The organism is Solibacillus palustris (assembly GCF_022549215.1).
Taxonomy (GTDB): Bacteria; Bacillota; Bacilli; order Bacillales_A; family Planococcaceae; genus Solibacillus; species Solibacillus daqui.
On the sequence record NZ_JAKZFC010000001.1, the window covers coordinates 1,171,671 to 1,194,858 of the forward strand.

A 23,188-nucleotide genomic window follows, 5' to 3' on the forward strand; every position below is an offset into this window, starting at 1 on the left:
ATGGATGAGTACGAAAAATTAATCGCCGCGAGTAGAGAGCATCAGATTGAACAGGAAGAGCAGCAGAAGCTTACGAAACAAATGAAACGTACCGTGTCACTGTCAAAAATTAAGCTTGTGTTAGGGATGCTCACGGTGCTACTAATGATTTTACCGGTAAGCTATATGTTTACATTTTTTTATTATGCATTTGTGACGAAATCGACTACATTAATGGATGTGACAAGTCAAACATTGTACGTGACAGAGCCGAATACATCATTGGAAGAAATGGAGTTTGATATGGAATTCACGCCATTTTCGATGCAACTGAAGTTTGACCAATATAAGCGAATTGGGAAAGAGGATTTTAAAGTGAACGCCTATGATATGCGCTATACACTTGGTGGTTTGACGAAAAAAGAGGTGAATTCATCGTTAGAACGTGTTTCAAGAAAATATCCAACGGAAACAAGTCCTTGGCTTACACATCCGGATAATCAATCAGAAATTAATTCGTCAAAAGAATGGAAGATATTAAGCGGACTTCCAGCTGAAACTGTTGTTGAAGCATATATTTCACTAAATGACCTCTCTACAGTTGATGAAATCCGCCGCAGTTTTCAAAATGTGGATGTCGTTTGGGCGGCAGTAGATACTGGTGTGGAGCATTCGAATTTAAGTGCGGATGGTAAAGTTGTATCACCAATCGGTTATCCAGTGCAAGTTGACAATACGTACTGGTCTCCATTTAGAAACGCAGAAAGTAACGAGCAAGCATTTAAAGACATTTTAAATTTTATCGTTCAATATGAAGAGCTGGCAACTGAGGTATCGAGCGCTAAAAACTTAGAACTAAACGAACGCATTGCTTATATAAATGAACATGGTATTAAAACATATGCGGTCGTTGTGACTGGACCAAAAAAAGAAATCGAAAAGCTACGTGAAACAAATTTAATTCGCACAATGAAAATAGGTGAGGTGAAATTATGGAACTGGGCAATTTAAAGCAAGCAATATTTCCAACAATCGCTGCATGGATATCGATTGTTAGTGGTTTATTTATCTTACTATTGTTTAATATAGATATGTTGACGAATTACTCGATGGTGCTGTTAGATTATTTTATTATTTTTATTGGCATTGGATTTATTTTCGCATGGCCCGCCATTTTTTCGAAAAACACTCGTTTTTTAGGTTTTTGGGGGCTTGGGATATCGTTATTTTTATTGTTATTTATCTTTGTTTCATTTGTATTAGGATGGATGATCTTTCCGTTTCCGTAATAATAGGGAGTAATATTGAAATTTACTGATCGAAGTAAACGCATATTAAAAAGGCTGAACATTTCGCACAACAAACATCGTTTATCCGAATCCAATTAATAAGTGTTGTACACAATTATGGGTTCACAAATGTTTCCGAACGACTTTAATAATTCTTTTGACATCCTCATTTCGAAGTGAAGGGTAGATTGGTAATGAAACCGTATTGTGAATCCAATAAGAAGCATTTGGATAGTTGTCTTTTGATCCAACTAATTCTGACTGTTGCATGGGGATGGCTGCTGTAATATTATTTTTTGCTAGTGCGGTGATAATTTCAGCTTGTTTCGGTGTTTGTAAAATAGCTCGGAATCGAACGGGTTGTATACCACTTTCATTATTGAGTAAGGGGAGATTTGCGTCTTGATATCGAAGGTAAATCTCTTCTCTTCTTTTCATGAATTTTGTAAATTGTCGTAATTGTGCACTCCCAATGGCGGCCTGTAAATCCGTCATTTGAAAATTAAACAAGTGTTTTTGAACGTCCAATTGATTGAATGTTCGATAGTTTATTAGTTCTTCAATAAAGGCAGAATCTCTAGATACAATCATACCGCCTTGACCACCAGAAGTGATTAATTTTGTCGCATAAAATGAAAATATACCGACATCACCTTGCAATCCAATAGGAACATCATCTACATAGGCACCTAATGACTGCGCACAATCTTCAATAATAAAGGTTTTGGAAAGACCTTTGGATATTTTTTGTGGTATTCCAAAAAGATGTGGAATGATGGCAATGTCCATAGAAGGAACAATGGTCTCCATATTAATATTGGGAGAATCCATTTTACTGTCCACTAAAATTGGGTTCCCGCCAGCTAATGTTACGGCATTTCTTAACGACGAACAACAGTAATATGGAATGGCGATATTTTTTTCTTTTGCATTGTAAATAGCGAGTGTCATATAAAGAGCAGCAGTGCCGCTTGAAACGGCAACTGCTGAACCTGGAGGTAAACCTAAATACTGACATATATCGTTTTCGAAATTTTCTACAGCATTACCTTGGGCTATCCAGCCTGATCGAATTACTTCTACTGCAACTTTTTCCTCTTGCTTCCCTAAAGTTGGTCGATTATGTGGAATAAATTTTTTTTTTATATTTTTTTTAGTCATGGAAAAGTCTCCTCTCCATTATTTTATGAGAAGGTCGTTAAAGAATATGAGAACGTAATATATAATACTTTTCTGCATATGGAATGCCGATTTCAAACCCTCTCATTTCTGCCCATTTCAAGACACTTTCAGGTGAAAGAAGGTTTCTAGGAGGGCGTCTTTGGGAGGCGTGTTTTAAAAAGGCATCGATTTTCTTCTGATATGTTTGAGAAATATCTAAATATAATTCGCCCGTATTCCAAAATTTTTGGTATTGCCATGAAATAAGCGGATATTCATACATAGCAATTAATTTTATATTTTGGTTTGTACGCGGTCTAAGTGCAGCAAAACAGGTTTCAAATAAAACGTTATGGTCTTGGTGATAGCTAGGGAGGGGAATAAATACCATAGTAGGTTGATAACTACTGATAATTTTATCTATTTTAGCAACCAGTTCATTTTTAGGGATGGTGTCAAGTAAGGAATCTTTATCATTATAGATCACTTCGAAATCGTAACAACCCAGAACTTCCAAAGCATCTTGCAGTTCTTTAATACGGGTTGAAGCCAATACAAGTTGATTGTTATGGGTGTGAATAATATCCCCAACAGCAACAACAATGACTTTGACTTGATTATTATGTCGGCAAGCTTTTTCAATAAGTCCACCACAGCCAAGCACTTCATCATCAGCATGTGGAGCAATGATTAATATTCTTTCAGCTCCTAATGTAATCATCGATTCACCTCCTGTTATTGTCTTTATTCAATCGAAATTAAAGTCGATTATGACGAATGATGTTAATTGTTTCAGGTCCGCAATTAAAGAGCATATCGATTATGGAAAGATTAGGCTGGAAATTCCCAAAACGTTGAGGGTAAATAGGATGTTTGAAATTTTGATAGACAAGTTGGATTTGCTGAGCATGGAATTCGCTAGGATCGTTATAAACTTGTGCACCCGTACCGGATACATAAACATCACCATTTAAATAAGATGTGATGTTTACATTTCGTGAATTTCTTTGACCAAAATCTATTTCGAAATCAGATTCGAGCAGTAGTTCAGTTTTAATCGTTAATAGCGATTTAAAGTGCTCGATGAGTGCAATATTTAACGTTGCGATTTTATCCCATTTAATGCTGTAAATTTGTTCAAATCCATTCCGATAATCGCTCCAGTACGGGCATTTTTTATAGTTAGTTTCAATTATTTTCCAATGAATTTCTTGCCATTTACTATTGTTCGCAATGTGAATTTCATTTATGGGTATTTGCTTCGTTTTTAATGGTACAGTTAGCATGAATTCGCCTTCTGGAGTTTTGATTTTATTTCGGTTAAGAAATCCACTTTTTGAATGGTGTGCTTTATCTATTAATACAAATTTATCTACTTGATCTATTTTGTCGAAGAAGCCAATCCAAGGAATATAGTTTGGTTGGTGAATAGCAATTTTCACAGTATCACTCCCTCGGAATAGGATATTCAACATATCTAATTACATATAGGTATTTACTCTATTTTTAAGAGAACTTACTTGTAATTGTTATTTCCTGTCCGTTTTAATGGATCCCAGCGTACATGATTTCCACGTATAGCCGCGATTAACGCTTTCCATGTGACATAACCTAGCAAATAACGATAGCCGAATCTTTGTAAAAAAATCCATAGCAGCGGTTTCATTTTTTCTTTTTCAATCTTAAATGCTATAAACGAATTTAAGGTGTCTGTAAAATAAAATAGTAACGCAAACAAATATATGCTCGTTGACCCTGTTAAAATGGCAAGGATAAAAAGGATATCGATAATTGGAGCGGTTAAAAAAAGTAAATAGGAAAATAACAAGCTTGGTATAGCAAAATATTTTAGTGGTTTGTTACGAGATATATGGATGGATTTTTTATGTTTCCATGCGGCTTGTAAGATACCATAAGACCACCGATAGCGCTGCTTTACGAATTCCTTAATCGTTTCAGGACTTTCCTCGTAAGAAATGGCACGATCATCATACATAATTTTGTGACCAGCATTCAAAATTCTAATTGTAAGTTCCGTATCTTCTGCTAGAGTATCATGATGAAAATACCCAAGTTGCTCGATGACGCTTTTACGCCATGCACTATTTGAACCGGATACAACTGTTATACAATCTAGTTCCTCAAAGGCCCTTTTGTCTAAATTTTGTGTCGTAACAAACTCGATATGTTGCCAAATTAGCAATTGATTATGCATATTCCCGATTTTGCAATTTCCTGTAACGGCGGCGACACGCGAATCGGAAAAGTTTTTAACTAATTCCGAAATAGCAGTGGGCGTAAAAATTGTATCTGCATCACTGGTAATAATAATATCTCCTAGCGCTTTTTGAAAACCAAGGTTCAATGCGGAAGCCTTTCCCCCATTCTCTTTTTGAACTAATTTGACTTTTGGAGTGTGAAAAAAATATTTTTTGATGATGTAGGCTGTTCGATCCTTCGATCCATCATCAATAACAAGAATTTCTGTTAATGGGTAGTCACTTTTTAATAGTGCTTTAATCGTTCGTCTAATGATCACTTCTTCGTTATATACAGGTACAATCACACTAACTCGCGGTCTAAACAGTTTTAGATAAGGCTTATTTATGGCATAATACTCCTGTAAAATTTTCTTTCTTCTCTGTTGTCTAAAACAAAAAAAGATGATGATTAGCATTCGTAGGAAGCTTAGTATGATTGTAATAAATAAATAGTATATAAAAATTTTTTTTATAACAGTAACAAAATTTGTAGTGATAACATTGATTAATGGTAAATGAATAATTTTGAAATGATTTAATCCATAGAGTGACAGTGCAATAAGAAAGGTAAATAGGGCCATTGATAAAAAAATTTTTATTTTTAACCAACGCTGACCGGTAGTATCTTCAAAAATCATGTAATTTCCACCAACCTTTTGAAGTATTAATATGTCTGTTTAATCCATTGGTTTGTACATCTGTTTACTTTTTAGGGAAAATTTTGTGGATAAATAAATAAAAACAAAGCTGCTTGAAATCGGCATGATTACAACGATTTCAAGCAGCTTTTTATGATTAAGAATAAACGAGGTAGAAGTAATTTATCGTATTTTGCACAAATGGATACTTTCATTTAGTGCTGTGTTCAATGCAGGATAATTTCTACGAATATTAGAAGCTAAAAAAAATTGAAATTCCGTAATTATTGTCCAGCTTCTTCAAAAGAATTTTAAATAAAATACAACAGGTTACATTTCAAAAATTTTAAGAAAAGAAGGTTGGTATTATGAAAAAATTTAAAAATGGTGGTCTGACTATTTTATTTTTACTCGTAGCGCAATTCATTTTACTTACTTTTCATAGTCAGTTTCATTTTCAAGATGTCTGGGAAAATACGGTCTATTATTGGCAGCGTTATCTGTTTGGGGTTTTGGTGTTATTTGTGTTTTATCTATGTGGTCTTGTTGTATTTAATCGTCAAAAGTATGCTTGGTTTTCGTTTTTTAGCATGGTCATGTTATTCGCATTCGCAGATTATTTGAAGATAAGCTATCGAAGCGAACCACTATTACCAAGTGATTTTACTCAAATTTTTGAGATAACTTCTATTATTAAAATGCTGAACGAAATTCATGTGATGATTTTATTCGTTATTTTTGGATTACTAGTAGGAGCTTTTCTACTCGTTACAAAAATCAAATCAAATGTGATTTTTACGACGAAACAGAGAATAGGAAGTGCATTCATTTTAATGTTAATTATTATGAGTATGTATTATAGTAATCACCCATTTAGTCCATTTCGAGTAATGGCATCAGCTTTCGGTATTACTGATGTTTATTGGGATTTGACGGAAGATTACAGTTCAAATGGTCCAATTGTAGGTTTTATAAAAAATCTAGATATTCAAGTGATGGGGGAGCAGCCTGAAAACTATTCCTATGAAGCTGTGAGAAAAATTGTTAACGAATATAAAGAAAAGGCTAAAGCAGGGAATGACGGAAAGGATAGTTTAAAAAATCACATTGTTATTTTTATTTTAAGTGAAAGTTTTGTTGACCCTTTGAGAATTCCTTCACTGCAACTTTCTGATGATCCGATTCCGTACATTAGGTCGTTAAAGTATGAAACAACTTCAGGGGTAATGTTGGGTTCCGGTTACGGTGGTGGGACAGCCAATGTTGAATATGAAGTTTTAACAGGGTTTAGCACAACTTATTTCGATTCATCACTAACGATTCCTTACACATTGCTTGTACCTAACTTAAAAGAAGCGCCGAATCTAACCAATGTATTTTCTCAAAAAACGGCCGTGCACACTTATAATGCAGGCCTATATAGGAGGAAAGAGGTTTTTGAAAAGTTTGGATTTGATCGCTTTTATTATGATGGAGGCGATCTAGATCTATCCTATAAGGAAATGGTCGATAATAGTGAGTATATAAGCGACAAATCAGCTTATCAAGAAGTGTTAGATATTGTAAAAGATCAAGAAGATAATAATTTATTTATGTTGTTAACAACGATGCAAAATCATCTTCCTTATAAAGAGGGGCAGTATTCTAATCAATTTCAAGTATTGAATGAGTTAGATGAACAAAAGAAATCTGCAATCGAAACATATGTTCAAGGTATTCATTATACAGATGTGGAGACTGAGAATTTTATAGAGGAAATTAATCAAATCGATAAGCCTATAACAGTGTTCTTTTTCGGGGATCATTTGCCATCAGATATATTTGAAAGTTTTGATGAGAGTAAACACGAGAATTTAGCCTTTTATCAAACGGATTATTTTGTTTATAGCAATTTTGAAACGCCTGCCTTAGATTATTCCATTGTTAGCCCGAATGTCATGAGTTCGATTGTTTTGGAGCAGTTGAATGTAACGTTAACACCCTATTATGTCATGCTGGATGAAGTCAAAAAAACAGTACCAGTTATTCGTTGGGGAGAGTATTTAGTACAATCAGACGGGGAATTTGTTACGGAAGATGAATTGTCAGAAGATGCACAGAAGCTGGTAAATATGTATCGAATGATTCAATATGACATTAATGAAGGCGAACAATATTCAATTGAGCTGGGGATGTTTGAATTTGAGCAATAAGCCGAGGGATAAATCAAATAGAAGGGAATATTTTAGGTAATGAAGAATAATAAGAAAATTAGAAAATGAGTTGTATGGGTAGGGGGAATTTGGTTGAAATTTACGGATCGAAGTAAACGTATCTTAACAAAAGCTGAGGATATTGCGCGAGTAACAACAGGGCTTTTGTATCCAGTGCATATTTTACTTGCGATGTCAGAAGAGCAAACAGGAGTTTGTGCGGAATTAAATAGGAGTTATCCGCAGTTGAAGGATGTATTACATGAGAAAATCAATGAGCTATATCGAGTAGATTCTGTTGAAGGAACAAATATTGAACCGTTTATGATGAAAGTATCAGAGGCAACAAGGCAAGTGCTTGAAATCGCCGAGCAGCGTATGCATCGTTATGGTCAGCTTGTCATCAACGAAGGGCATTTGGCAGATGGAATTTTTAGAAGTGATGATCCAAAAACGCTAGAAATTTTAAAAGGGCTCGATGTCCCGGGGATGCACGATATTGTTTGTAAAGCACGTGATATGATTGTGCATTTACGAAACTATATATTTCCGAGTAATCTTAATAAGCAAACGACATTTCGCCGAGCACATCCAACAGATCAAATAGCGATTGTTGACTTTGTCGAGACGCAGTTTGGTGTTGGATGGGTAGAATCAATTGAAAACGGTTTTGCACAGGAGCAAATTCCAATTTTTCTTGCACTAGAAGATGAGCATATTATCGGCTTCGCTTGCTATGATGTGTCCCGTAACAGGAAAGGAATATTTGGGCCAATGGGAACGTTAAAGACAAACCGTTCTCGCAAGGTAGGCTTCACTCTGCTACACTTGGCGTTAAATGAAATGAACGAAATTGGCTATGAATATGCGGTACTTGGTGAGGCAGGTCCACTTGAATTTTATGAAAAGGCTTGTAGCGCGGTGGTTATTCCAAGGAAGTGAATTTTATAAAAGTGAACCGAGAACAAAATTGATTTTTTACTTTTGTTCTCGGTTTTAATTATTTCACTTCAATATTAATATGCTCAAACGCTTCAACATCAAATAACCCAGTATCCGTTAATTTAAGTGAAGGGATAACCGGTAATGCTAGGAAGGATAGCGTTAAAAATAGATGGAAAGATAAGGTCGGGTGCAGTATATGCAATGCTTCATGAACTGCGTGTAGCTCCTTTGTTGCTATAGATGCATCAACATTGGTCATAATGCCACCAATAGGTAGTGCCATTTGTGCTAACACTTTTCCATCTTTTACGACGATAAGTCCACCTTGCATTTCTTGGAGTGCATTGAGTGCTGTCGCCATATCTTCATCATTAGTTCCTACAACAATTGCGTTGTGCGAATCATGCGAAATCGTAGTCGCAACAGCACCGGCCTGTAAACCAAGTCCATGGACGATGGCAACGCTCTTTGTGCCGCGCTGTAAATGACGTTCGAAAACGGCGATTTTCAAGTAATCCTTGTCAATACTTGGGACGAATTCACCGTCAACTACATCGACATGTGCGGTTAATTTTTTTGTGATAATTTGATGCGGAATAATTTCGATTATATTTACTAATGATTGCGTTAAAGGCAGTTTGAAATCTTCTACTGTAATGTTAGGTAATTGTACAGACTGTAAAATACTTGCTGGTACTTCAGTTAAAGTAGCGGCAGACGATAGCATAACTCCGTTTTCAGCCACTTTTTCACCGCGTTTCCATACCGCAGCAATTTGCATTGTTTCAAGATCATCAAGTAAAACAAAATCTGCTTGGAAACCAGCTGCTAGAGCTCCGACATTGTGCAGGCGATAGCATTCCGCTGCATTCAGTGAGGCGATTTGAATCGCCTGTAATGGCTCCATGCCTTCTTTTATGGCTATTGCAATTGAGGCGTTAATTGTCCCTTCTTCTATAATTTCATCTAAATGCTTATCATCCGTGCAAAAGGCAAAGCGACGTGCATTTTGTGCAGAAACAGCTGGTAAAATTGCACGGACGTTTTTTGCAGCGGAGCCTTCGCGCATAAGGACAAACATACCTTGTGTAACACGCTCGATGGCTTCTTCGGCATTTACACATTCATGGTCGGTATGAATGTTTGCAGCGCGGTAGCCAGTAATTTGCTTAGCGTTAAGTCCAGCGGCATGGCCATCGATAATCATATCATTGTCTAAACCGAGTTGAATTTTTTCTAACATATCATCATCACCATTTAAAACAGCTGCAAAATCCATTACTTCTGCTAAGCCGAGTACTTGTTCATCTTTAGTAAATTGCGCTAAATCAGCTGCTTTTAGTATTGCACCTGCATGCTCAAAACTTGTCGCAGGGACACTTGAAGGTAACATATAATAAATGTCCATCAATGCATGACGTGCCTCGTCGATCATATATGAAAGCCCTTTAGTACCCGCAACATTCGCAATTTCATGTGGATCGGTAATAGCTGTTGTCACACCATGTGGCAGTAAAATTCGGCTGAAATGCTCTGGTGTTAACATTGACGATTCAATATGAATATGCGCATCAATGAGTCCAGGAATACAGTAACGTCCGTTTGCATTTTCTTCATGCTTTGCTTTATAGTTTCCTTCCGAATCCACCGCAATAATTCGTCCATTAGCAACGACTAAGTCAGCTTTTTTCCATTGTAGTAAAAACACATCTGCAACCATCGCATTACGTAATATAAAATCCGCTTCGATTTGGTGCTGTGAAATCGCGATTAATTTTTTCATTGAATATTTCCTCCAGTAGTTTTTGAAATTATAACGTATCTGCCAGTGAAGAGCGAATAATGTGATAAATCTATTGGAAAAATTTCAGAAGTTTACTATGAATTATTTAATTTTTTGAATAGTGAATCTAATCGAGTTGGGTTTCAAGTATAATATAGGAAAAACAGATGATGGGGATACTAAAATGCCGAATATAAAACAACAAATTTTACTAGAACAGGCGCAGCAAAGTTTTTCGGAGATGATCGAAATAATCGAAAGTGTGCCTGCACGAAAAAGGACAATGACTGTGGAATCGGATTTTCTAGAAAAGAATTTCCGTGATGTACTCATGCATTTATATGAATGGCATGTGATGCTTGAACGGTGGTATGGTGAAGGAATGGATGGTGATACCCCATTTATGCCGGCCCCTGGTTACAAGTGGAGAAATTTGCTGCAGCTGAATACGAAAATTATTGAAAACTATCAGGACATCACATTAAACGCTGCGCAAAAGAAGGTAACATTAAGTCATCACCGAGTATTGAAATTAATCGAAGCACATACCGACGAAGAAATTTTTACGAAAAACTATTATAAATGGACGAAGACAAGTAATTTGTATAGCTATTTTGCAGCGAATACAGTCAATCATTACGAATGGGCAAAGAAGCGTTGTACGTTGATTAAGCAGAGAGTAATGATTCCTGAAAAACAATCCCATTGTGATAATGCTGAAGTTACGGAGGGAACGGAAGAGTATATCATATAGTTTAATTCAAAATACTAGTGAACAGTATAAATTGGAAGTATTGGATGATTATGATAATTCTGGAGAAAACAAATTAAAGTAGAAATAAAACTGGTACTCAACCATAGCGCAAACTAGTCAGCTATTTTTAATAGCTGGCTATTTGTTGTGAATGTTGAAAAGATACGTTTTTTTATTATCTACTTTTACAATAAATAGATTCATTACCTAATTTTTTAATAGTAAAGTTTTCTGCACAAGTCTTTATTATAAGTTAATATTTAAGTTTTTTTGTAGAAAAAAGTCCTATCATCGACAAAGAATGTTGGTTCATTTATAATGTTTTATGGTTGTGTTTGGTGTTTTTTGCTGTTTATTGGAATTGTAAATACTACTTTTTTCTTTGTTTAAGAAATGAAAAATTTACATATCATTATTTCACAATTTAATAATACTAAAAGGAGAGTCAATATGATTGTTGTTGATAAAAAAAGCTTCAAGATGGCCATTGATGAAACGAAGCACATACTAAGTGTGCAAGTGCTTGGCCTTTTGAGAGAGGCAGATACAGAGGAATATTTGCAAGATTTACAGGAGACGATTAATAAAGTGAGTCGTTCAAATTATACGTTTATGGTGGATGCTACTTATCAGACACCATTGCCATCGAAGGTTGCAGCAGGATTAGATAATATTATGTTATTTTATTCTTCATTTGGTTTTAAAGATATTATTATTGTGAAGCCAAAATCGAAAATTGCGCAAGTTCAAATTCGAAATGCGCTAGAGCGAATTGAGTTTAATGGTACGTTTATTGATAGTAAGTAATTCACTCTTCGATAGACCTAGCAAACAAGAACTTTGATTATTATCGGTGAAAAAAAGGAGTAGCAATAATGGAAATTATATTGTTGGGTATCATATTCATTTTATTAGGCATAACTATTTATTTTGCCTATCGTTTTGTAACACTAAAAAAACAGGTAGCTATCTATAAGCAAATGATGGTGAATATAAATGGCGATCAGGCAGAAATAGTATTGGATGACCTATATGAAAGTGGTCAAAGAAATCAATTTGTATCGAATTTAATTCGTTTGCGTGACGGACTTGCATTATTTGCTACTAATGTCCAAGACAAAAGTAATACTTTAACAGAGCATGGTGAATATGCGGCTGAAAAGGCGGATATTGTGCGCGCTGCAATTGATGAGGTAGGGCGCGGACTTGATAAGCAATTAACTGCAACAGAAGAAAGCTCGGTAGCGATGGAGGATATTTCTCAAGCAATTGAAGAATTATCAGTACGTTCACATGATATTTCAGAGAAATCGAATATGACATTAGAATTAACAGAGGCTGGAAATGATAAATTGCAAATGTCATTAACGAAGATGACACAGTTTAATGACACGATACATACAACTTTTGATGCGATTCATCATCTTGGTAAGAAGTCGCATGAAATTGGCAATATCGTAAAAGTAATTACAGGTATTTCAGATCAAATCAATTTATTAGCCTTGAACGCAGCTATTGAAGCGGCCCGTGCAGGTGAACATGGAAAAGGCTTTGCGGTAGTAGCGGATGAGGTACGTAAACTAGCAGAGCAATCTCGCCAATCTTCTTCAGAAGTTTCAAATATTGTGAAAAATATTCAAATGGAAACAGATAAAGTTGTTATTTCAATGAAGCAAGGTACAGAAGAATTTGCTGATGCTAATACAACAATTGGAGAAGTTGGCTCGATGTTTGCGCAAATTTTAGAAACTACAAAAATTATTGCGGAAAATAATGCAAGCTCTTCTGCAAGCACTGAGGAATTATCTTCTAGCTCGATTCAAATTATGACATCGATAAAAGAAATTGCGGAAATTTCAAAGGAATCGGTCGAAATGTTTGAGGAACTTATGGAAATTAGTGATGACGAGCTAAATACGATGACCAAGCTATTAACGGAAGTGGGAGCATTAGTCGAAATTAAAAAACAAACAGATCAGTTATTGCAATCGTTTAAGATTGATTCACAGCAGTCGGCATAATTATTTGGGTAGGGCACATATCGCCTTTTCTCTTTTATTTGACGAAAGTATGGAAGGTCCGTTAAGTTTATAGGTAAAGATGGAGGTTTTATAGATGGCATTAACGGCAGAACAACAACAGCAATTATTAGTAACGCTACAGCAGCGCTTTGAAAAAAATCCACAGCGCCATGAAGGGATTCAATGGACGCAAGTTGAAGACAAGCTTGGCAATGCGCCGGATAAGCTATGGTCTTTAGCACAAATGGAAGAAACAGCAGGGGAGCCAGATGTTGTCGGCACAACGGAAGACGGAGCTTTTATTTTCATGGACTGTGCAAAGGAAAGCCCAAAAGGTCGTCGAAGTGTGTGTTATGATCGCGCAGCATTAGAGGCACGTAAAAATCACCCGCCCGCAACAAGTGCGATGGATCTCGTAAAGGAAATGGGCATTGAGATGGCGACAGAGGAGCAATACCGTTCCTTACAGCAATTAGGTGAATTTGATTTAAAATCGTCTAGTTGGGTGGCAACACCTGATGAAATTCGTCAGCTCGGTGGCGCAATATTTTGCGACCGACGCTATAATACTGTGTTCGTTTATCATAATGGAGCAGATTCCTATTATGCAGCACGTGGTTTCCGCGGCGTATTAACAATATAAAAGGAAGGTAGCAGCGTCATTGCGTTGCTACCTTTTTTGGGGGTTAGGGAACAAGCTATTTGTTTTAACCAGACTTTATTCAAAAAGCTAGTGAACAGTATAGATTGAAAAAAACATTGTTTATAAAGATTCCAAAAAATATGTCCAACCACGATTTTAAAGCTATGTGTTCCAAATTATTTATGGTGAAACGAAAATGCTAAATTTAGGAAGATGAAAAAATGCTATGTTATACTAGAATTGCTAAGTTTTGTTTATTCTGAAAATTAATCAGAAAATTTAAGTGAACCAGTTTTTATCTTAAAAAATCCAAATTTGAAGGGATTTAAGATGAAAATGTCAACAGTTAATGGAAATGTAAAAGTAATTATGAAAGAAATTGATTTTTCTGGAACAATTTTAGTGAAGCAACATGACCAGTTATTGCAACAATTTAGTTATGGCTATGCTAACCGCACACATGAAGTATTGAATAATGCCCAAACACGCTTTGGGATAGCATCGGGCTGCAAGTTATTCACAGCGATTGCTATATGTCAGCTTGTTGAAAAAGGGCAACTTTCGTTTGAAACGAAGCTAACGGAAATGTTAACGGGTCCATTTCCATATTTTGATCCAACAATAACAATTCATCACCTATTAACACATACTGCCGGTATACCAGATTACTTTGATGAAGAAATAATGGACGACTTTGAAGAGCTTTGGATCAAGCAGCCGATGTATTTAATGCGTCGTTTACGGGATTTCTTACCACTCTTTCAAAATGAACCGATGAAGCTACCGGTTGGGGAAAGGTTCCATTATAATAATGCAGGCTATATTTTATTAGGTCTTGTTGTAGAAACAATTAGCAAGATGGAATTTGCTGATTATATTGCGAAACATATTTTTAGAAAGGCAGGTAATACTCATTCTGGCTATTTTGAATTGGACGCATTGCCTGTAAATACAGCGATTGGCTATATTGATGCTGCCGATGGAAATTGGAGAACCAACAGTTATTCATTGCCTGTAAAAGGTGGCTCTGATGGTGGAGCTTTTGTAACGGTAGAAGATATGAGCCGAATATGGAATGCGCTTATGAATTTTAAGTTATTAAGTGAGCCGTACACAAAAAGATTACTGAAACCCTATATCAATACCGATGAGGAATATGACCGTTTTTATGGCTATGGGATATGGATTGACCAAATGAATGATGAAATTACGAAGTATCATGTTATGGGTTATGACCCGGGTGTAAGCTTTCATTCTGCCTATTATCCGAAAAACCAAGTAGAAACCGTCGTTTGTTCCAATAAAAGTGAAGGGGCTTTTCGTGTCTTTAAGGTACTTGAGCAAACGATTTTAAATGATTAAATAAGGCTTATAAAAGGGAATGTCCGAGAAGTGATTCTGGGACATTCCCTTTGCGCGGAGGATGAGGGCCAGCACGATGTTGGTCATGAATGCGTTGTCACATGATATGACGTTTTTTGCATTCGTTCTTATTCTGACCACCAATAAAAGCAGCCTACAGCGGATTGATAATAAATGAGACGGACGCTGCCCAAAAAGTAAATACTTTTTGGACAAGCGCTTCATTCCCCAAGCTTCTTCGTAAAACAAATAATACGATTGGCTTCAGTAAAACCAAGCTTTATATGCATGCTGTCGGTATTGTCTAATTCACAATCACTCGCAAATTCTGTACAGCCCTTTGTAAGCGCCCACTTTTCGCATGCTTCAACAAGCGTTCGAGCAATTCCTTGCTGACGATAATTGTCCAAAACAAAGAGCCCTTCTAAATAACCAACTGGACTTGAATCTGTACCTTCAACGTAATCTGTTCTCAGCTGACATTGCGCAAAGCCAATTGCTTGATCGGCATCAACTGCTAAAAAAATTACGCTATTTTCACCTGTAATAAAACTTTTCATATTCAAAATGAAATCTTTTAATTCATTGTCTGGCCACAGTAATAATGCGAGCTCCGCGGCTATTTTTGCGTCAGAAATTTGAGCCTGTTTAATCATATATACCTCCAAATAAATGTGTTTAAATTTTATAAATCCTTACTTAAAAACATTATACGTTCAATTTCCTCAAATCCATTTTTCTTGTAAAAGGCTTCAGCAGGGATGCCGCGGTCTGTTAGTAATGTGATGTTTTGAATAGAAAATGGTTTTAGCTCGTTTACTAGCTGATTTAATAATGCTGTTCCAATTCCAGTGTGTTGTTTTTGTGACTTTACGCACATTTCATGAATGAAAAATTCCTCTCCACTCCACCACATACGTCGAACACCGAAAATAAATCCGACTAATTCATTTTGCTCCATCGCTAATAACCCTAGAAAGCCAGGTGTACGAGAAAAATCCTGTAAATAGCGGGTAGCATTTTCTGTTGTCCATTCATCGTTCCATGGCGCACGGTTGAATACCTCAATAAAGGATTTCGTGCAGGCTCCTAAATCTTGCGCTACAAATGTTTTGAATTCCATTTTACTAATTCTCCTTTGTTTATTGACTTAAGTATAAGAGAAAGTAGCTACTTTCTGTAGAGAATTTCCAAACCATTAATTTATTTACAATTTTACCCTTTTTCGTTACTGTTATGTTATACGATATATCGTGAGGCATAATAGTGAGGTGAAGAGCATGTCTTATAGTGGGGGGCCAATGACCGAGGCGATGTATTATGTGCTGCTTGCGCTGATGCGTCCGAATCATGGCTATCAACTGATGCATGCCATCGGGGAAGTTTCGCGCGGACGAATGCAAATGGGACCAGGCACACTATATGGGGTGCTGTCACGTATGCAAAAAGATGGACTCATTACATTAACGAATAATGATGGACGTCGAAAAACATATGAAATTACAGTGGACGGGAAAGCAGCGCTACTTAATGAATACCATCGATTGCAGGCGGTTTTAGAAGATAGTCAGTTACTGGAGGAGGGAACGGATAATGACTAAGCTTGTACGAAAGCTTCGGTTAAATAATTATTGGAACTTGGTGGAGCACGAAAGCTGGTATACCCATATGGCGCAGCAAGGACTTTTCTTGAAAAAGAATGGCGTTTTCTTTACGTACTTTGAAGAAAGACCAGAGCAGCAGATGAAGTATCGGATTGAAGTTTCTAAAAAGGGGTTAGATATTGCACAAATTGATTTTTATGAAGCGGCGGGCTGGGATTATGTGACGAGCGATAAGTATTTTCATGTATTTAGCTCACCGGCTGAATTAAATGCACCGGAAATTCATACCGATCCGACACAACAGGCGCATATGTTAAAAGAGCTCAATCGAATGTTGATGTTTAATTGGATTTTAACGATTTTTGGAGCTGTTTTCAGTAGTGCGTTTTTTTGGGCGATTTTCTTTTTAGATGGCACGCCAATTCGTCAACTGGTGCAAGGAATGACGACGAGTCAGTTATTACTTCCATTATTTATGTTTTTTCTGATGATACAAGTGGCACAAGCAGCTTTATCAATACGTCGCTTAAAAAAGAACTTACAAAGGGGAATACCGCTACAGCATGATATTCCTTGGCGGAAAAAGACGTTAAAACAACATGTATGGGCGTATTTGTATTTAGGTGTTGGGTTATTACACTTGTTTTTTTCAAGTATGCAACTTTATATGATGGAGCGGGGTACGTTGACTGCTGATCATCATGAATTTTCTGCTGTGCCTTTAGTGTCGATTGAAAACAATGACGCATTTATTCACGAGGAACATTTAGGTAATGGAATTGACTATGGCAATATGTACGAAAAATCGTGGAATCCATTAGCGCCAACACAATATACGGTGGATGAATCAGGCATCGTCCCAAATAAACTGTGGGAAGATGGCAGTGGAGAATATTCACCATCAATTATGACGGAATACTATGAGGTAAGCTTTGAATTTTTAGCTCGACCATTAGCACGCGATTTAATGAAATGGTACGATTTTGGTGATGGCAGACTGTATTCGAAAGTAGCTGATTCGAGATTTGATGTGCTATATACACGTGAGGATTTTCCAAAGCTTGAAATTGCGGCAAAAAAAGGCAAAAAGGTTGTCTATGTTCGCTATTATGGCGATGCACGGAAGAGTCAAGTTATTGAGCAAGTGGCGATATTCCTTAATTTAGGTAGCAAGTAGTGTAATTTTTATAAAAATTTACAAAAAATCCACATTCGTATAATAATTCACCTTCATAATGTAATCTAAATAGATAGTAGGAGAAGGTGTGACTTTGAAAGCTCTAGCCGCAACAAAACCGACTTCATTTTTTATTTTTAACCAATTGCTTTATTGGCAGCGATTGTACGCACTCAAAAAAATTATGGCGAAAGATAAAATGAAGACTTATTTTCAACCGATTTATGATGTACAGGCAAATAAAACGATGGGCTTTGAAGCATTAAACCGTCCAGAAGATGTTAATTGCTTTGACAATACCGATGATTTTTATGAGTTTGTTGGGCAAACAAAAAATGTTTATTTATTTGAGCGTTTTTGCCGCAATTTATCCATTCGTCGATACTGTGAACAATTAAATAAAGAAATGGATAATAAAGATTTTACGATATTTATTAATATCCATCCGAATATTTTACTTGATAAAAATTATCACAGTGGTGAAACGCTCGCTTTATTAAAATCATTTGGCATTTCCCCGCAACAAGTTGTTTTTGAATTGACTGAACGCAGTGCCGTGACAGACTTTCACGAGTTTTCTCGCGTGTTATCACATTATCGTAAGCAAGGGTATCGAATTGCGGTGGATGATGTGGGCTCAGGCTATAACAGTTTAAAAACGCTCATTTACTTAAAGCCAGAATTTATTAAAATCGATCGGTCGTTAATTCAAAATATTGATACAGAAATTCCGCAGCAGCAACTCCTATCGGTATTATTAAATTATGCTTTCCAATCAGAAACAAAAGTGATTGCAGAAGGTATTGAACGCATGGAAGAATTCGAATACATACGCGAGGCCGGTGTTCATTTTGCACAGGGCTATGCCATTGGACGTCCAAATGAACAACTTTGTGAGGCAAATGTACCGCTTATGCGTAAATAGATTTGAAAGTTAGGTGGACAATCTATGTTTACTATTGGTCATATTGTGGAGGAAGCCGAATGGATTGATGAGCAGGTAAAAAACAAAGAGGTGAATCAAAAATTCGTTCAGCAACCTACACTTCGAGGGATTGTGATCGTAAAGGACCAAACGCCTGTCGGTCATATCCCTCGGTCTCATTTCTATCAAAAAATTGGGACACTTTATGGCTATAACTTATATATGGGGCGTGCCAATACCCTTTTAGCAAAAGCAAATCCTTTAGTTGTTGATGTTACTATTAGTCTTGCAGATGCGAGTAAGCTGGCGATGGCACGTAACGAAGAAGATTTGTATGATGACCTAATCGTAACAGAAAATAATTGCTTTGTAGGGATCGTCAGTGTACGAACATTATTATTAAAATTGGCTGAAGCGGAAATTACGCGGGCGAGTGCACTCAATCCGCTTAGTAGTTTACCTGGCAATCAGATGATTAATCATAAAATCAATGACTTATTAAGCGCCGAACGTTTTTCACTAATTTACATTGATGTTGACCGCTTTAAAATTTTTAATGATTTATACGGATTTAATCGTGGCGATAAAGTTTTGCTGTACTTAACAACTATTTTGAAGAAATGTGTGCTGTCACAGGATGATTTTCTTGGACATATTGGTGGAGATGATTTTGTAATAGTTGTCCCTCATTTTGACGTTACTCTTCTTTGTGAAAACATTATTACGCACTTCCAAAAAAGTATTCATCAATTTTATGATGCGGAACATTTAGAGCACCCTCCGATTGTAAAAGATCGTAATGGCAATGAAATTTTGTTAGAGCCGATGACGTTATCCATTGCGGTTGTTTCCAATGAACATCAAATCTTTGCAGATGAACATGAGTTATCTCATACAGTAGCTCAAGTGAAAAAGCGATGTAAAATGCAGGAAGACAACAGTATTATATTCCACAACCCAGCGCTCGCTATCCATTAATAGTGAGCGTTTATTTGTATCAAAATGAATTTTATGGAAATTGATTGACATTATTTGTGTATTAAGTACATAATACACATTAACAGGTGTATGAAGGTCTTAATACATTTTTTTGTGCATACTGTATTAATGGGTTAATACACTTTTTAAGCGTATTGTTTATTTATAGTGTATGAAGTGCCTAATACACGAAAAGGGCGGTGAGGTCATTGGAAGTGAAATTTAATAATCGGGATCCGGTGTATGTGCAGGTCATGCGCCATTTTAAGGAGCAAATTGCGAAAGGTGTCTATGCACCAGGGCAGGAAATCCCATCACGTCGCGAGCTGGCAAATCAGCTCAAAATAAATCCGAATACGGTGCAACGTGCCTATAAAGAAATGGAGGAGCAAAAATTGATTTATACAGAAGGAAATTTGCCAAGTTGTATTTCGAAAGATGAGGATGTATTAAAAGGTGTACGTCACGAATTAATTAGTGAAGCGGTGCATATTTTTGTAAATTCTATTAAGTCAATTAATGCGCCATTGTCAGAAGTAATCGAGCTCGTGCAGCAGAAATATGAGGAGGGTGAGCAGCGTGATTGAGGTAAATCATGTTTATAAAAAATTTAAGCGTAAACAGGTACTCAAAGATATGAGCTTCACCGCTGAAAAAGGGCAAATTACTTGTTTGATTGGTATAAATGGTGCGGGTAAAACAACAATTATGAAGTCCATCATGGCATTAACGCCAATCGACAGCGGTAAGATTTTAATTGATGGGCAAAAAATTGATAAAAATGCATACGAAAAAATTACGTATATTCCAGACCGTCTAACGATGCTACCAAGCTATACCATTGCCCAGGCGTTTTCCTTTATGTCGGACTTTTATAAAACGTGGAATGAACAGCGTGCAACGGAGCTTTTAGCGTTTTTCAAGCTTGAGAAGACCGAGAAAATCTCGAGCTTATCAAAAGGGAATGCGGCTAAAGTAAATTTATTGCTCGGTTTAGCACTTGATGTGGATTATATTTTAATGGATGAGCCGTTTTCAGGGATAGATATTTTCTCACGTGAGCAAATTGCCGAGGTATTTACAAGCCATTTAATCGAAAATCGTGGTGTTATTATTACAACACACGAAATAAACGACATTGAGCATTTGATTGATAAGGCAGTTTTAATAGGCAATGGTACGGTTTTAAAACAAATCGATGTGGAAAAAACACGTGAAGTGGAAGGAAAGTCTGTTGTAGATGTCATGAGGGAGGTGTATGTCGGATGAGTTACATAAAACTCGTTAACTTTGAAGTGCAGCGATTTTTTAAATTCTTGGTAGCACTAGTTGTAGTTGTTGCGACTACACAAGTAATCGCGGCGTTTTTATCGGCTAGCAATTACAAGGACCAAGCGGAAACCGTTATGCAGCGAGAAAAGCTGTTAGCACAAGACTATGTCACAGACTACGGGAGTTATTCAATTTTTAATTTTTTCAATAACAGTTTATTCCTGCTATCGATTATGTTTGCAGCAGCGATGTTAATGATTTATATATTTTTTATTTGGTATCGTGATTGGCTAGGGAAATCTTCGTTTATTTATCGTTTATTAATGCTACCAACTGAACGACGCAATGTGTACTTTGCCAAGCTAACAGCTATTTTATTATTTGTTTTTTGTATCGTTGGGGTACAGGTACTATTAATCGAAGTTGCGCAGCTTATCATGAAACAGATCATTCCAGCAGAGCTGCTTATCGAGAGCGGAGCTATTATTACGTATTCTTATGAATTAATGTCGATTTTATATCCTAAAACAATGGTTCATTTTTTAGTGAGCTATGGCGTAGGTACAGCATTTGTCGCGATGATATTTACTGCGATTTTAGTAGAACGAAGCTATCATTTGAAAGGGATTTTCATTGCAGGAGTTTATATAACACTTTCGTTAGCTTTGTTACTAGTACCAGTATTCATTGGTTATAATACGGACTACTTTTATGTGAAAGAGCTATTAATGATGGATGTGTTGATGGCACTGATTGTCTTTGTAAGTGCAGTAATCATTGCCAATTATTTATTGAAACGAAAAATTAATGTGTAGGGAGGGGAAACGATGAAAAAATATTGGTCATTAATTGTTATTGTAACCGTCATTGTTGCGACACTTGCCACGCATTACATACAAGTAGCAAGTGCTTCAAACAATAATTATCGTGTAACTTTTGAAAAAATTACCGGTGATGAACGTTATGTAAATAATCTTGCCATCGAGGGTAATATCCAAAGAGCGTCGAACTATCATTATAGCCCGTTTTTAATTACAAATGGGGAAATGAAAGCCCAACGTTATTCGTTTTATGAGCGTCCTACATCACTTATGTATAAGCAAATGATTGATGAGCATAAAAGCTTCATGCGCGGTAAAGTGCTTGATGCCAATCGTTTTTATGAGGATGAGGAACAGCTCATTTACGTGAGTGTACCTGAAAATGTTTGGGAATTAGCTGTAGGGGATAATTTAACTTATAAGGTAGACATTTTAAATAAGACGGATGACAGCGTACAATCGTTTACCGTTGAAAGTATACTTAAATCACCTGCAAATTGGATTATTCTACAGCACATAGAAATCCTCGGCAATGATCTAAAGCTTGTAATGAATCACGCGAGCGAAATGAGCAATGAAGAAGTTCACCTCACAACGATTGATTTGAAGAGCAAGCAAGTAACGAGTGATACAATAATTGAAAAGATTCATAGTGATGAAGCAATTCGAACGGGCATTAACTTTTATTATGAATATAATAATTTAGCATCTGAAAAATATTTAGTATATGGCATAAGTGAATATGATGCAAACCTGAATCAATACAAAGTGCTTTCTCAGCGTTTTAAAGTATTAAATTTAGAGACAAATGAAGTCCAGGCATTTGATGTACCAAAAGAGATGTTAGCTGACGAATCGCGTATGGTTGTACGAGATCATCAATTTATTCGCGCGGGCATTAATGATGGCAAAATTATTGTGAATCGTTATAATCTAGGGCACAAGGAATGGGGGGAACCGTTCACATTAGATGCACCATATGAAGTACTGCCCCTTGCGTTATTTAATATGCAATGGACGAATGATAAGCTATATATTTCAGCGCAGGCAGCTGAGGGCCAGCTATTGTTTATTATTGATGCAGAATCAGGAGAAACTTTATACAGTGGGATAATCAAGCCTGTCTCAGAACAACATAACTTTGAGTTGGCAATATCGCAGGTATATGAAGAGCTAGATTAATAGGGAATGATAATAGCATCGGAGTTGTTTTTTCTCCGATGTCTTTTTTTGTTGCAATTTCCATGTACGGAATCTCTGAAAATGCGTTATAGCTACTATTATTTGTGTAATCGATACATACTCATTTCAAATCATGAATGACACAAGAATGTATTGCATTAATACCCAAAATATGACAAAGTTTTAATAGCATATTAAAAA

At 36.3% G+C, this 23,188-nt stretch carries 24 protein-coding genes; 17 read left to right on the top strand and 7 right to left on the bottom strand.

Translation table 11 applies throughout. The features are described 5' to 3' along the window. Window positions 1–990 carry an anti-sigma factor gene (locus LZ480_RS05540; protein WP_241368379.1) on the top strand — a complete coding sequence of 330 codons (990 nt, stop codon included), beginning with the start codon at window positions 1–3 and terminating at the stop codon, window positions 988–990. Next, window positions 972–1,268, top strand: a complete 297-nt coding sequence (locus LZ480_RS05545) for a hypothetical protein (RefSeq protein WP_241368380.1) — start codon at window positions 972–974, stop codon at window positions 1,266–1,268. The genes LZ480_RS05540 and LZ480_RS05545 overlap by 19 nt, the downstream gene beginning before the upstream one ends. Before the next feature lie 123 nt (window positions 1,269–1,391). Here LZ480_RS05545 and LZ480_RS05550 read toward each other — a convergent pair whose 3' ends face one another. From LZ480_RS05550 to LZ480_RS05565, 4 genes are all read right to left on the bottom strand, one after another. Continuing rightward, window positions 1,392–2,429: a DegT/DnrJ/EryC1/StrS family aminotransferase gene (locus tag LZ480_RS05550; RefSeq protein WP_241368381.1), complete on the bottom strand. Its 1,038-nt coding sequence runs from the start codon at window positions 2,427–2,429 to the stop codon at window positions 1,392–1,394. 37 nt (window positions 2,430–2,466) lie between these two features. After that, a complete protein-coding gene (locus LZ480_RS05555; RefSeq protein WP_241368382.1) occupies window positions 2,467–3,150 on the bottom strand; it encodes a PIG-L deacetylase family protein in 684 nt (227 codons plus the stop codon). Between the two features lie 37 nt (window positions 3,151–3,187). After that, a complete protein-coding gene (locus LZ480_RS05560) occupies window positions 3,188–3,871 on the bottom strand; it encodes a WbqC family protein (RefSeq protein WP_241368383.1) in 684 nt (227 codons plus the stop codon). A 74-nt stretch (window positions 3,872–3,945) separates the two neighbouring features. Further along, window positions 3,946–5,328: a glycosyltransferase gene (locus tag LZ480_RS05565; RefSeq protein WP_241368384.1), complete on the bottom strand. Its 1,383-nt coding sequence runs from the start codon at window positions 5,326–5,328 to the stop codon at window positions 3,946–3,948. A gap of 368 nt (window positions 5,329–5,696) precedes the next feature. Here LZ480_RS05565 and LZ480_RS05570 point away from each other — a divergent pair, with 368 nt between their 5' ends. Beyond that, window positions 5,697–7,520 carry an LTA synthase family protein gene (locus LZ480_RS05570; protein ID WP_241368385.1) on the top strand — a complete coding sequence of 608 codons (1,824 nt, stop codon included), beginning with the start codon at window positions 5,697–5,699 and terminating at the stop codon, window positions 7,518–7,520. A gap of 93 nt (window positions 7,521–7,613) precedes the next feature. Beyond that, window positions 7,614–8,462: a GNAT family N-acetyltransferase gene (locus tag LZ480_RS05575; protein WP_241368386.1), complete on the top strand. Its 849-nt coding sequence runs from the start codon at window positions 7,614–7,616 to the stop codon at window positions 8,460–8,462. 58 nt (window positions 8,463–8,520) lie between these two features. Here the strand turns inward: LZ480_RS05575 and ade are convergent, their stop codons facing one another. Continuing rightward, a complete protein-coding gene (gene ade / locus LZ480_RS05580; RefSeq protein WP_241368387.1) occupies window positions 8,521–10,248 on the bottom strand; it encodes an adenine deaminase in 1,728 nt (575 codons plus the stop codon). Window positions 10,249–10,432: 184 nt separating this feature from the next. Here ade and LZ480_RS05585 point away from each other — a divergent pair, with 184 nt between their 5' ends. From LZ480_RS05585 to LZ480_RS05605, 5 genes are all read left to right on the top strand, one after another. After that, window positions 10,433–11,002 (top strand): ClbS/DfsB family four-helix bundle protein, encoded by a 570-nt coding sequence (locus LZ480_RS05585; protein WP_241368388.1) that lies wholly within the window; start codon window positions 10,433–10,435, stop codon window positions 11,000–11,002. Window positions 11,003–11,452: 450 nt separating this feature from the next. Continuing rightward, entirely contained in the window at window positions 11,453–11,809 is a 357-nt protein-coding gene (locus tag LZ480_RS05590; protein WP_241368389.1) for a hypothetical protein, read from the top strand. 68 nt (window positions 11,810–11,877) lie between these two features. After that, window positions 11,878–13,023: a methyl-accepting chemotaxis protein gene (locus LZ480_RS05595; RefSeq protein ID WP_241368390.1), complete on the top strand. Its 1,146-nt coding sequence runs from the start codon at window positions 11,878–11,880 to the stop codon at window positions 13,021–13,023. 94 nt (window positions 13,024–13,117) lie between these two features. Beyond that, window positions 13,118–13,666, top strand: a complete 549-nt coding sequence (locus LZ480_RS05600; RefSeq protein ID WP_241368391.1) for a DUF4256 domain-containing protein — start codon at window positions 13,118–13,120, stop codon at window positions 13,664–13,666. 330 nt (window positions 13,667–13,996) lie between these two features. After that, a complete protein-coding gene (locus LZ480_RS05605; RefSeq protein WP_241368392.1) occupies window positions 13,997–15,028 on the top strand; it encodes a serine hydrolase domain-containing protein in 1,032 nt (343 codons plus the stop codon). Window positions 15,029–15,249: 221 nt separating this feature from the next. Here the strand turns inward: LZ480_RS05605 and aac(6') are convergent, their stop codons facing one another. Both aac(6') and LZ480_RS05615 read right to left on the bottom strand, forming a co-directional pair. Continuing rightward, on the bottom strand, window positions 15,250–15,684 hold the full coding sequence (gene aac(6') / locus LZ480_RS05610) for an aminoglycoside 6'-N-acetyltransferase (protein WP_241368393.1): 435 nt from the start codon (window positions 15,682–15,684) through the stop codon (window positions 15,250–15,252). Window positions 15,685–15,713: 29 nt separating this feature from the next. Then, complete coding sequence (locus LZ480_RS05615; RefSeq protein ID WP_241368394.1) at window positions 15,714–16,151, bottom strand: GNAT family N-acetyltransferase; 438 nt, start codon at window positions 16,149–16,151, stop codon at window positions 15,714–15,716. Between the two features lie 157 nt (window positions 16,152–16,308). Between LZ480_RS05615 and LZ480_RS05620 the strand changes: the two genes are divergently transcribed. The 8 genes from LZ480_RS05620 (at window position 16,309) to LZ480_RS05655 (ending at window position 22,987) form a co-directional block, all read left to right on the top strand. Next, window positions 16,309–16,629, top strand: a complete 321-nt coding sequence (locus LZ480_RS05620; RefSeq protein WP_241368395.1) for a PadR family transcriptional regulator — start codon at window positions 16,309–16,311, stop codon at window positions 16,627–16,629. After that, a complete protein-coding gene (locus tag LZ480_RS05625) occupies window positions 16,622–17,809 on the top strand; it encodes a DUF2812 domain-containing protein (protein ID WP_241368396.1) in 1,188 nt (395 codons plus the stop codon). The genes LZ480_RS05620 and LZ480_RS05625 overlap by 8 nt, the downstream gene beginning before the upstream one ends. A gap of 88 nt (window positions 17,810–17,897) precedes the next feature. Beyond that, window positions 17,898–18,734, top strand: a complete 837-nt coding sequence (locus LZ480_RS05630; protein ID WP_241368397.1) for an EAL domain-containing protein — start codon at window positions 17,898–17,900, stop codon at window positions 18,732–18,734. A gap of 24 nt (window positions 18,735–18,758) precedes the next feature. Beyond that, entirely contained in the window at window positions 18,759–19,712 is a 954-nt protein-coding gene (locus LZ480_RS05635; protein WP_241368398.1) for a GGDEF domain-containing protein, read from the top strand. Window positions 19,713–19,921: 209 nt separating this feature from the next. Further along, window positions 19,922–20,299: a GntR family transcriptional regulator gene (locus tag LZ480_RS05640; RefSeq protein ID WP_241368399.1), complete on the top strand. Its 378-nt coding sequence runs from the start codon at window positions 19,922–19,924 to the stop codon at window positions 20,297–20,299. Beyond that, window positions 20,292–20,981, top strand: coding sequence for an ABC transporter ATP-binding protein (locus LZ480_RS05645; protein WP_241368400.1), 690 nt, complete (start codon window positions 20,292–20,294; stop codon window positions 20,979–20,981). The genes LZ480_RS05640 and LZ480_RS05645 overlap by 8 nt, the downstream gene beginning before the upstream one ends. Continuing rightward, the gene (locus tag LZ480_RS05650) at window positions 20,978–21,799 is read left to right on the top strand and encodes a hypothetical protein (RefSeq protein WP_241368401.1); all 822 of its coding nucleotides are present in this window, start codon (window positions 20,978–20,980) and stop codon (window positions 21,797–21,799) included. Before LZ480_RS05645 ends, LZ480_RS05650 begins: the two co-directional genes overlap by 4 nt. Before the next feature lie 12 nt (window positions 21,800–21,811). Then, window positions 21,812–22,987, top strand: a complete 1,176-nt coding sequence (locus tag LZ480_RS05655; RefSeq protein WP_241368402.1) for a hypothetical protein — start codon at window positions 21,812–21,814, stop codon at window positions 22,985–22,987. The last annotated feature ends 201 nt before the right edge of the window (window positions 22,988–23,188 follow it).

Bases quoted from the DNA above. Each gene is read 5' to 3' on its own strand.
- LZ480_RS05600 (WP_241368391.1), top strand. From the start codon at position 13,118: ATGGCATTAACGGCAGAACAACAACAGCAATTATTAGTAACGCTACAG.
- LZ480_RS05590 (WP_241368389.1), top strand. From the start codon at position 11,453: ATGATTGTTGTTGATAAAAAAAGCTTCAAGATGGCCATTGATGAAACG.
- LZ480_RS05620 (WP_241368395.1), top strand. From the start codon at position 16,309: ATGTCTTATAGTGGGGGGCCAATGACCGAGGCGATGTATTATGTGCTG.
- ade (WP_241368387.1), bottom strand. From the start codon at position 10,248: ATGAAAAAATTAATCGCGATTTCACAGCACCAAATCGAAGCGGATTTT.
- LZ480_RS05615 (WP_241368394.1), bottom strand. From the start codon at position 16,151: ATGGAATTCAAAACATTTGTAGCGCAAGATTTAGGAGCCTGCACGAAA.
- LZ480_RS05605 (WP_241368392.1), top strand. From the start codon at position 13,997: ATGAAAATGTCAACAGTTAATGGAAATGTAAAAGTAATTATGAAAGAA.
- LZ480_RS05650 (WP_241368401.1), top strand. From the start codon at position 20,978: ATGAGTTACATAAAACTCGTTAACTTTGAAGTGCAGCGATTTTTTAAA.
- LZ480_RS05565 (WP_241368384.1), bottom strand. From the start codon at position 5,328: ATGATTTTTGAAGATACTACCGGTCAGCGTTGGTTAAAAATAAAAATT.
- LZ480_RS05540 (WP_241368379.1), top strand. From the start codon at position 1: ATGGATGAGTACGAAAAATTAATCGCCGCGAGTAGAGAGCATCAGATT.
- LZ480_RS05555 (WP_241368382.1), bottom strand. From the start codon at position 3,150: ATGATTACATTAGGAGCTGAAAGAATATTAATCATTGCTCCACATGCT.
- LZ480_RS05625 (WP_241368396.1), top strand. From the start codon at position 16,622: ATGACTAAGCTTGTACGAAAGCTTCGGTTAAATAATTATTGGAACTTG.
- LZ480_RS05655 (WP_241368402.1), top strand. From the start codon at position 21,812: ATGAAAAAATATTGGTCATTAATTGTTATTGTAACCGTCATTGTTGCG.
- LZ480_RS05545 (WP_241368380.1), top strand. From the start codon at position 972: ATGGAACTGGGCAATTTAAAGCAAGCAATATTTCCAACAATCGCTGCA.
- LZ480_RS05570 (WP_241368385.1), top strand. From the start codon at position 5,697: ATGAAAAAATTTAAAAATGGTGGTCTGACTATTTTATTTTTACTCGTA.
- LZ480_RS05595 (WP_241368390.1), top strand. From the start codon at position 11,878: ATGGAAATTATATTGTTGGGTATCATATTCATTTTATTAGGCATAACT.
- LZ480_RS05585 (WP_241368388.1), top strand. From the start codon at position 10,433: ATGCCGAATATAAAACAACAAATTTTACTAGAACAGGCGCAGCAAAGT.
- LZ480_RS05550 (WP_241368381.1), bottom strand. From the start codon at position 2,429: ATGACTAAAAAAAATATAAAAAAAAAATTTATTCCACATAATCGACCA.
- LZ480_RS05635 (WP_241368398.1), top strand. From the start codon at position 18,759: ATGTTTACTATTGGTCATATTGTGGAGGAAGCCGAATGGATTGATGAG.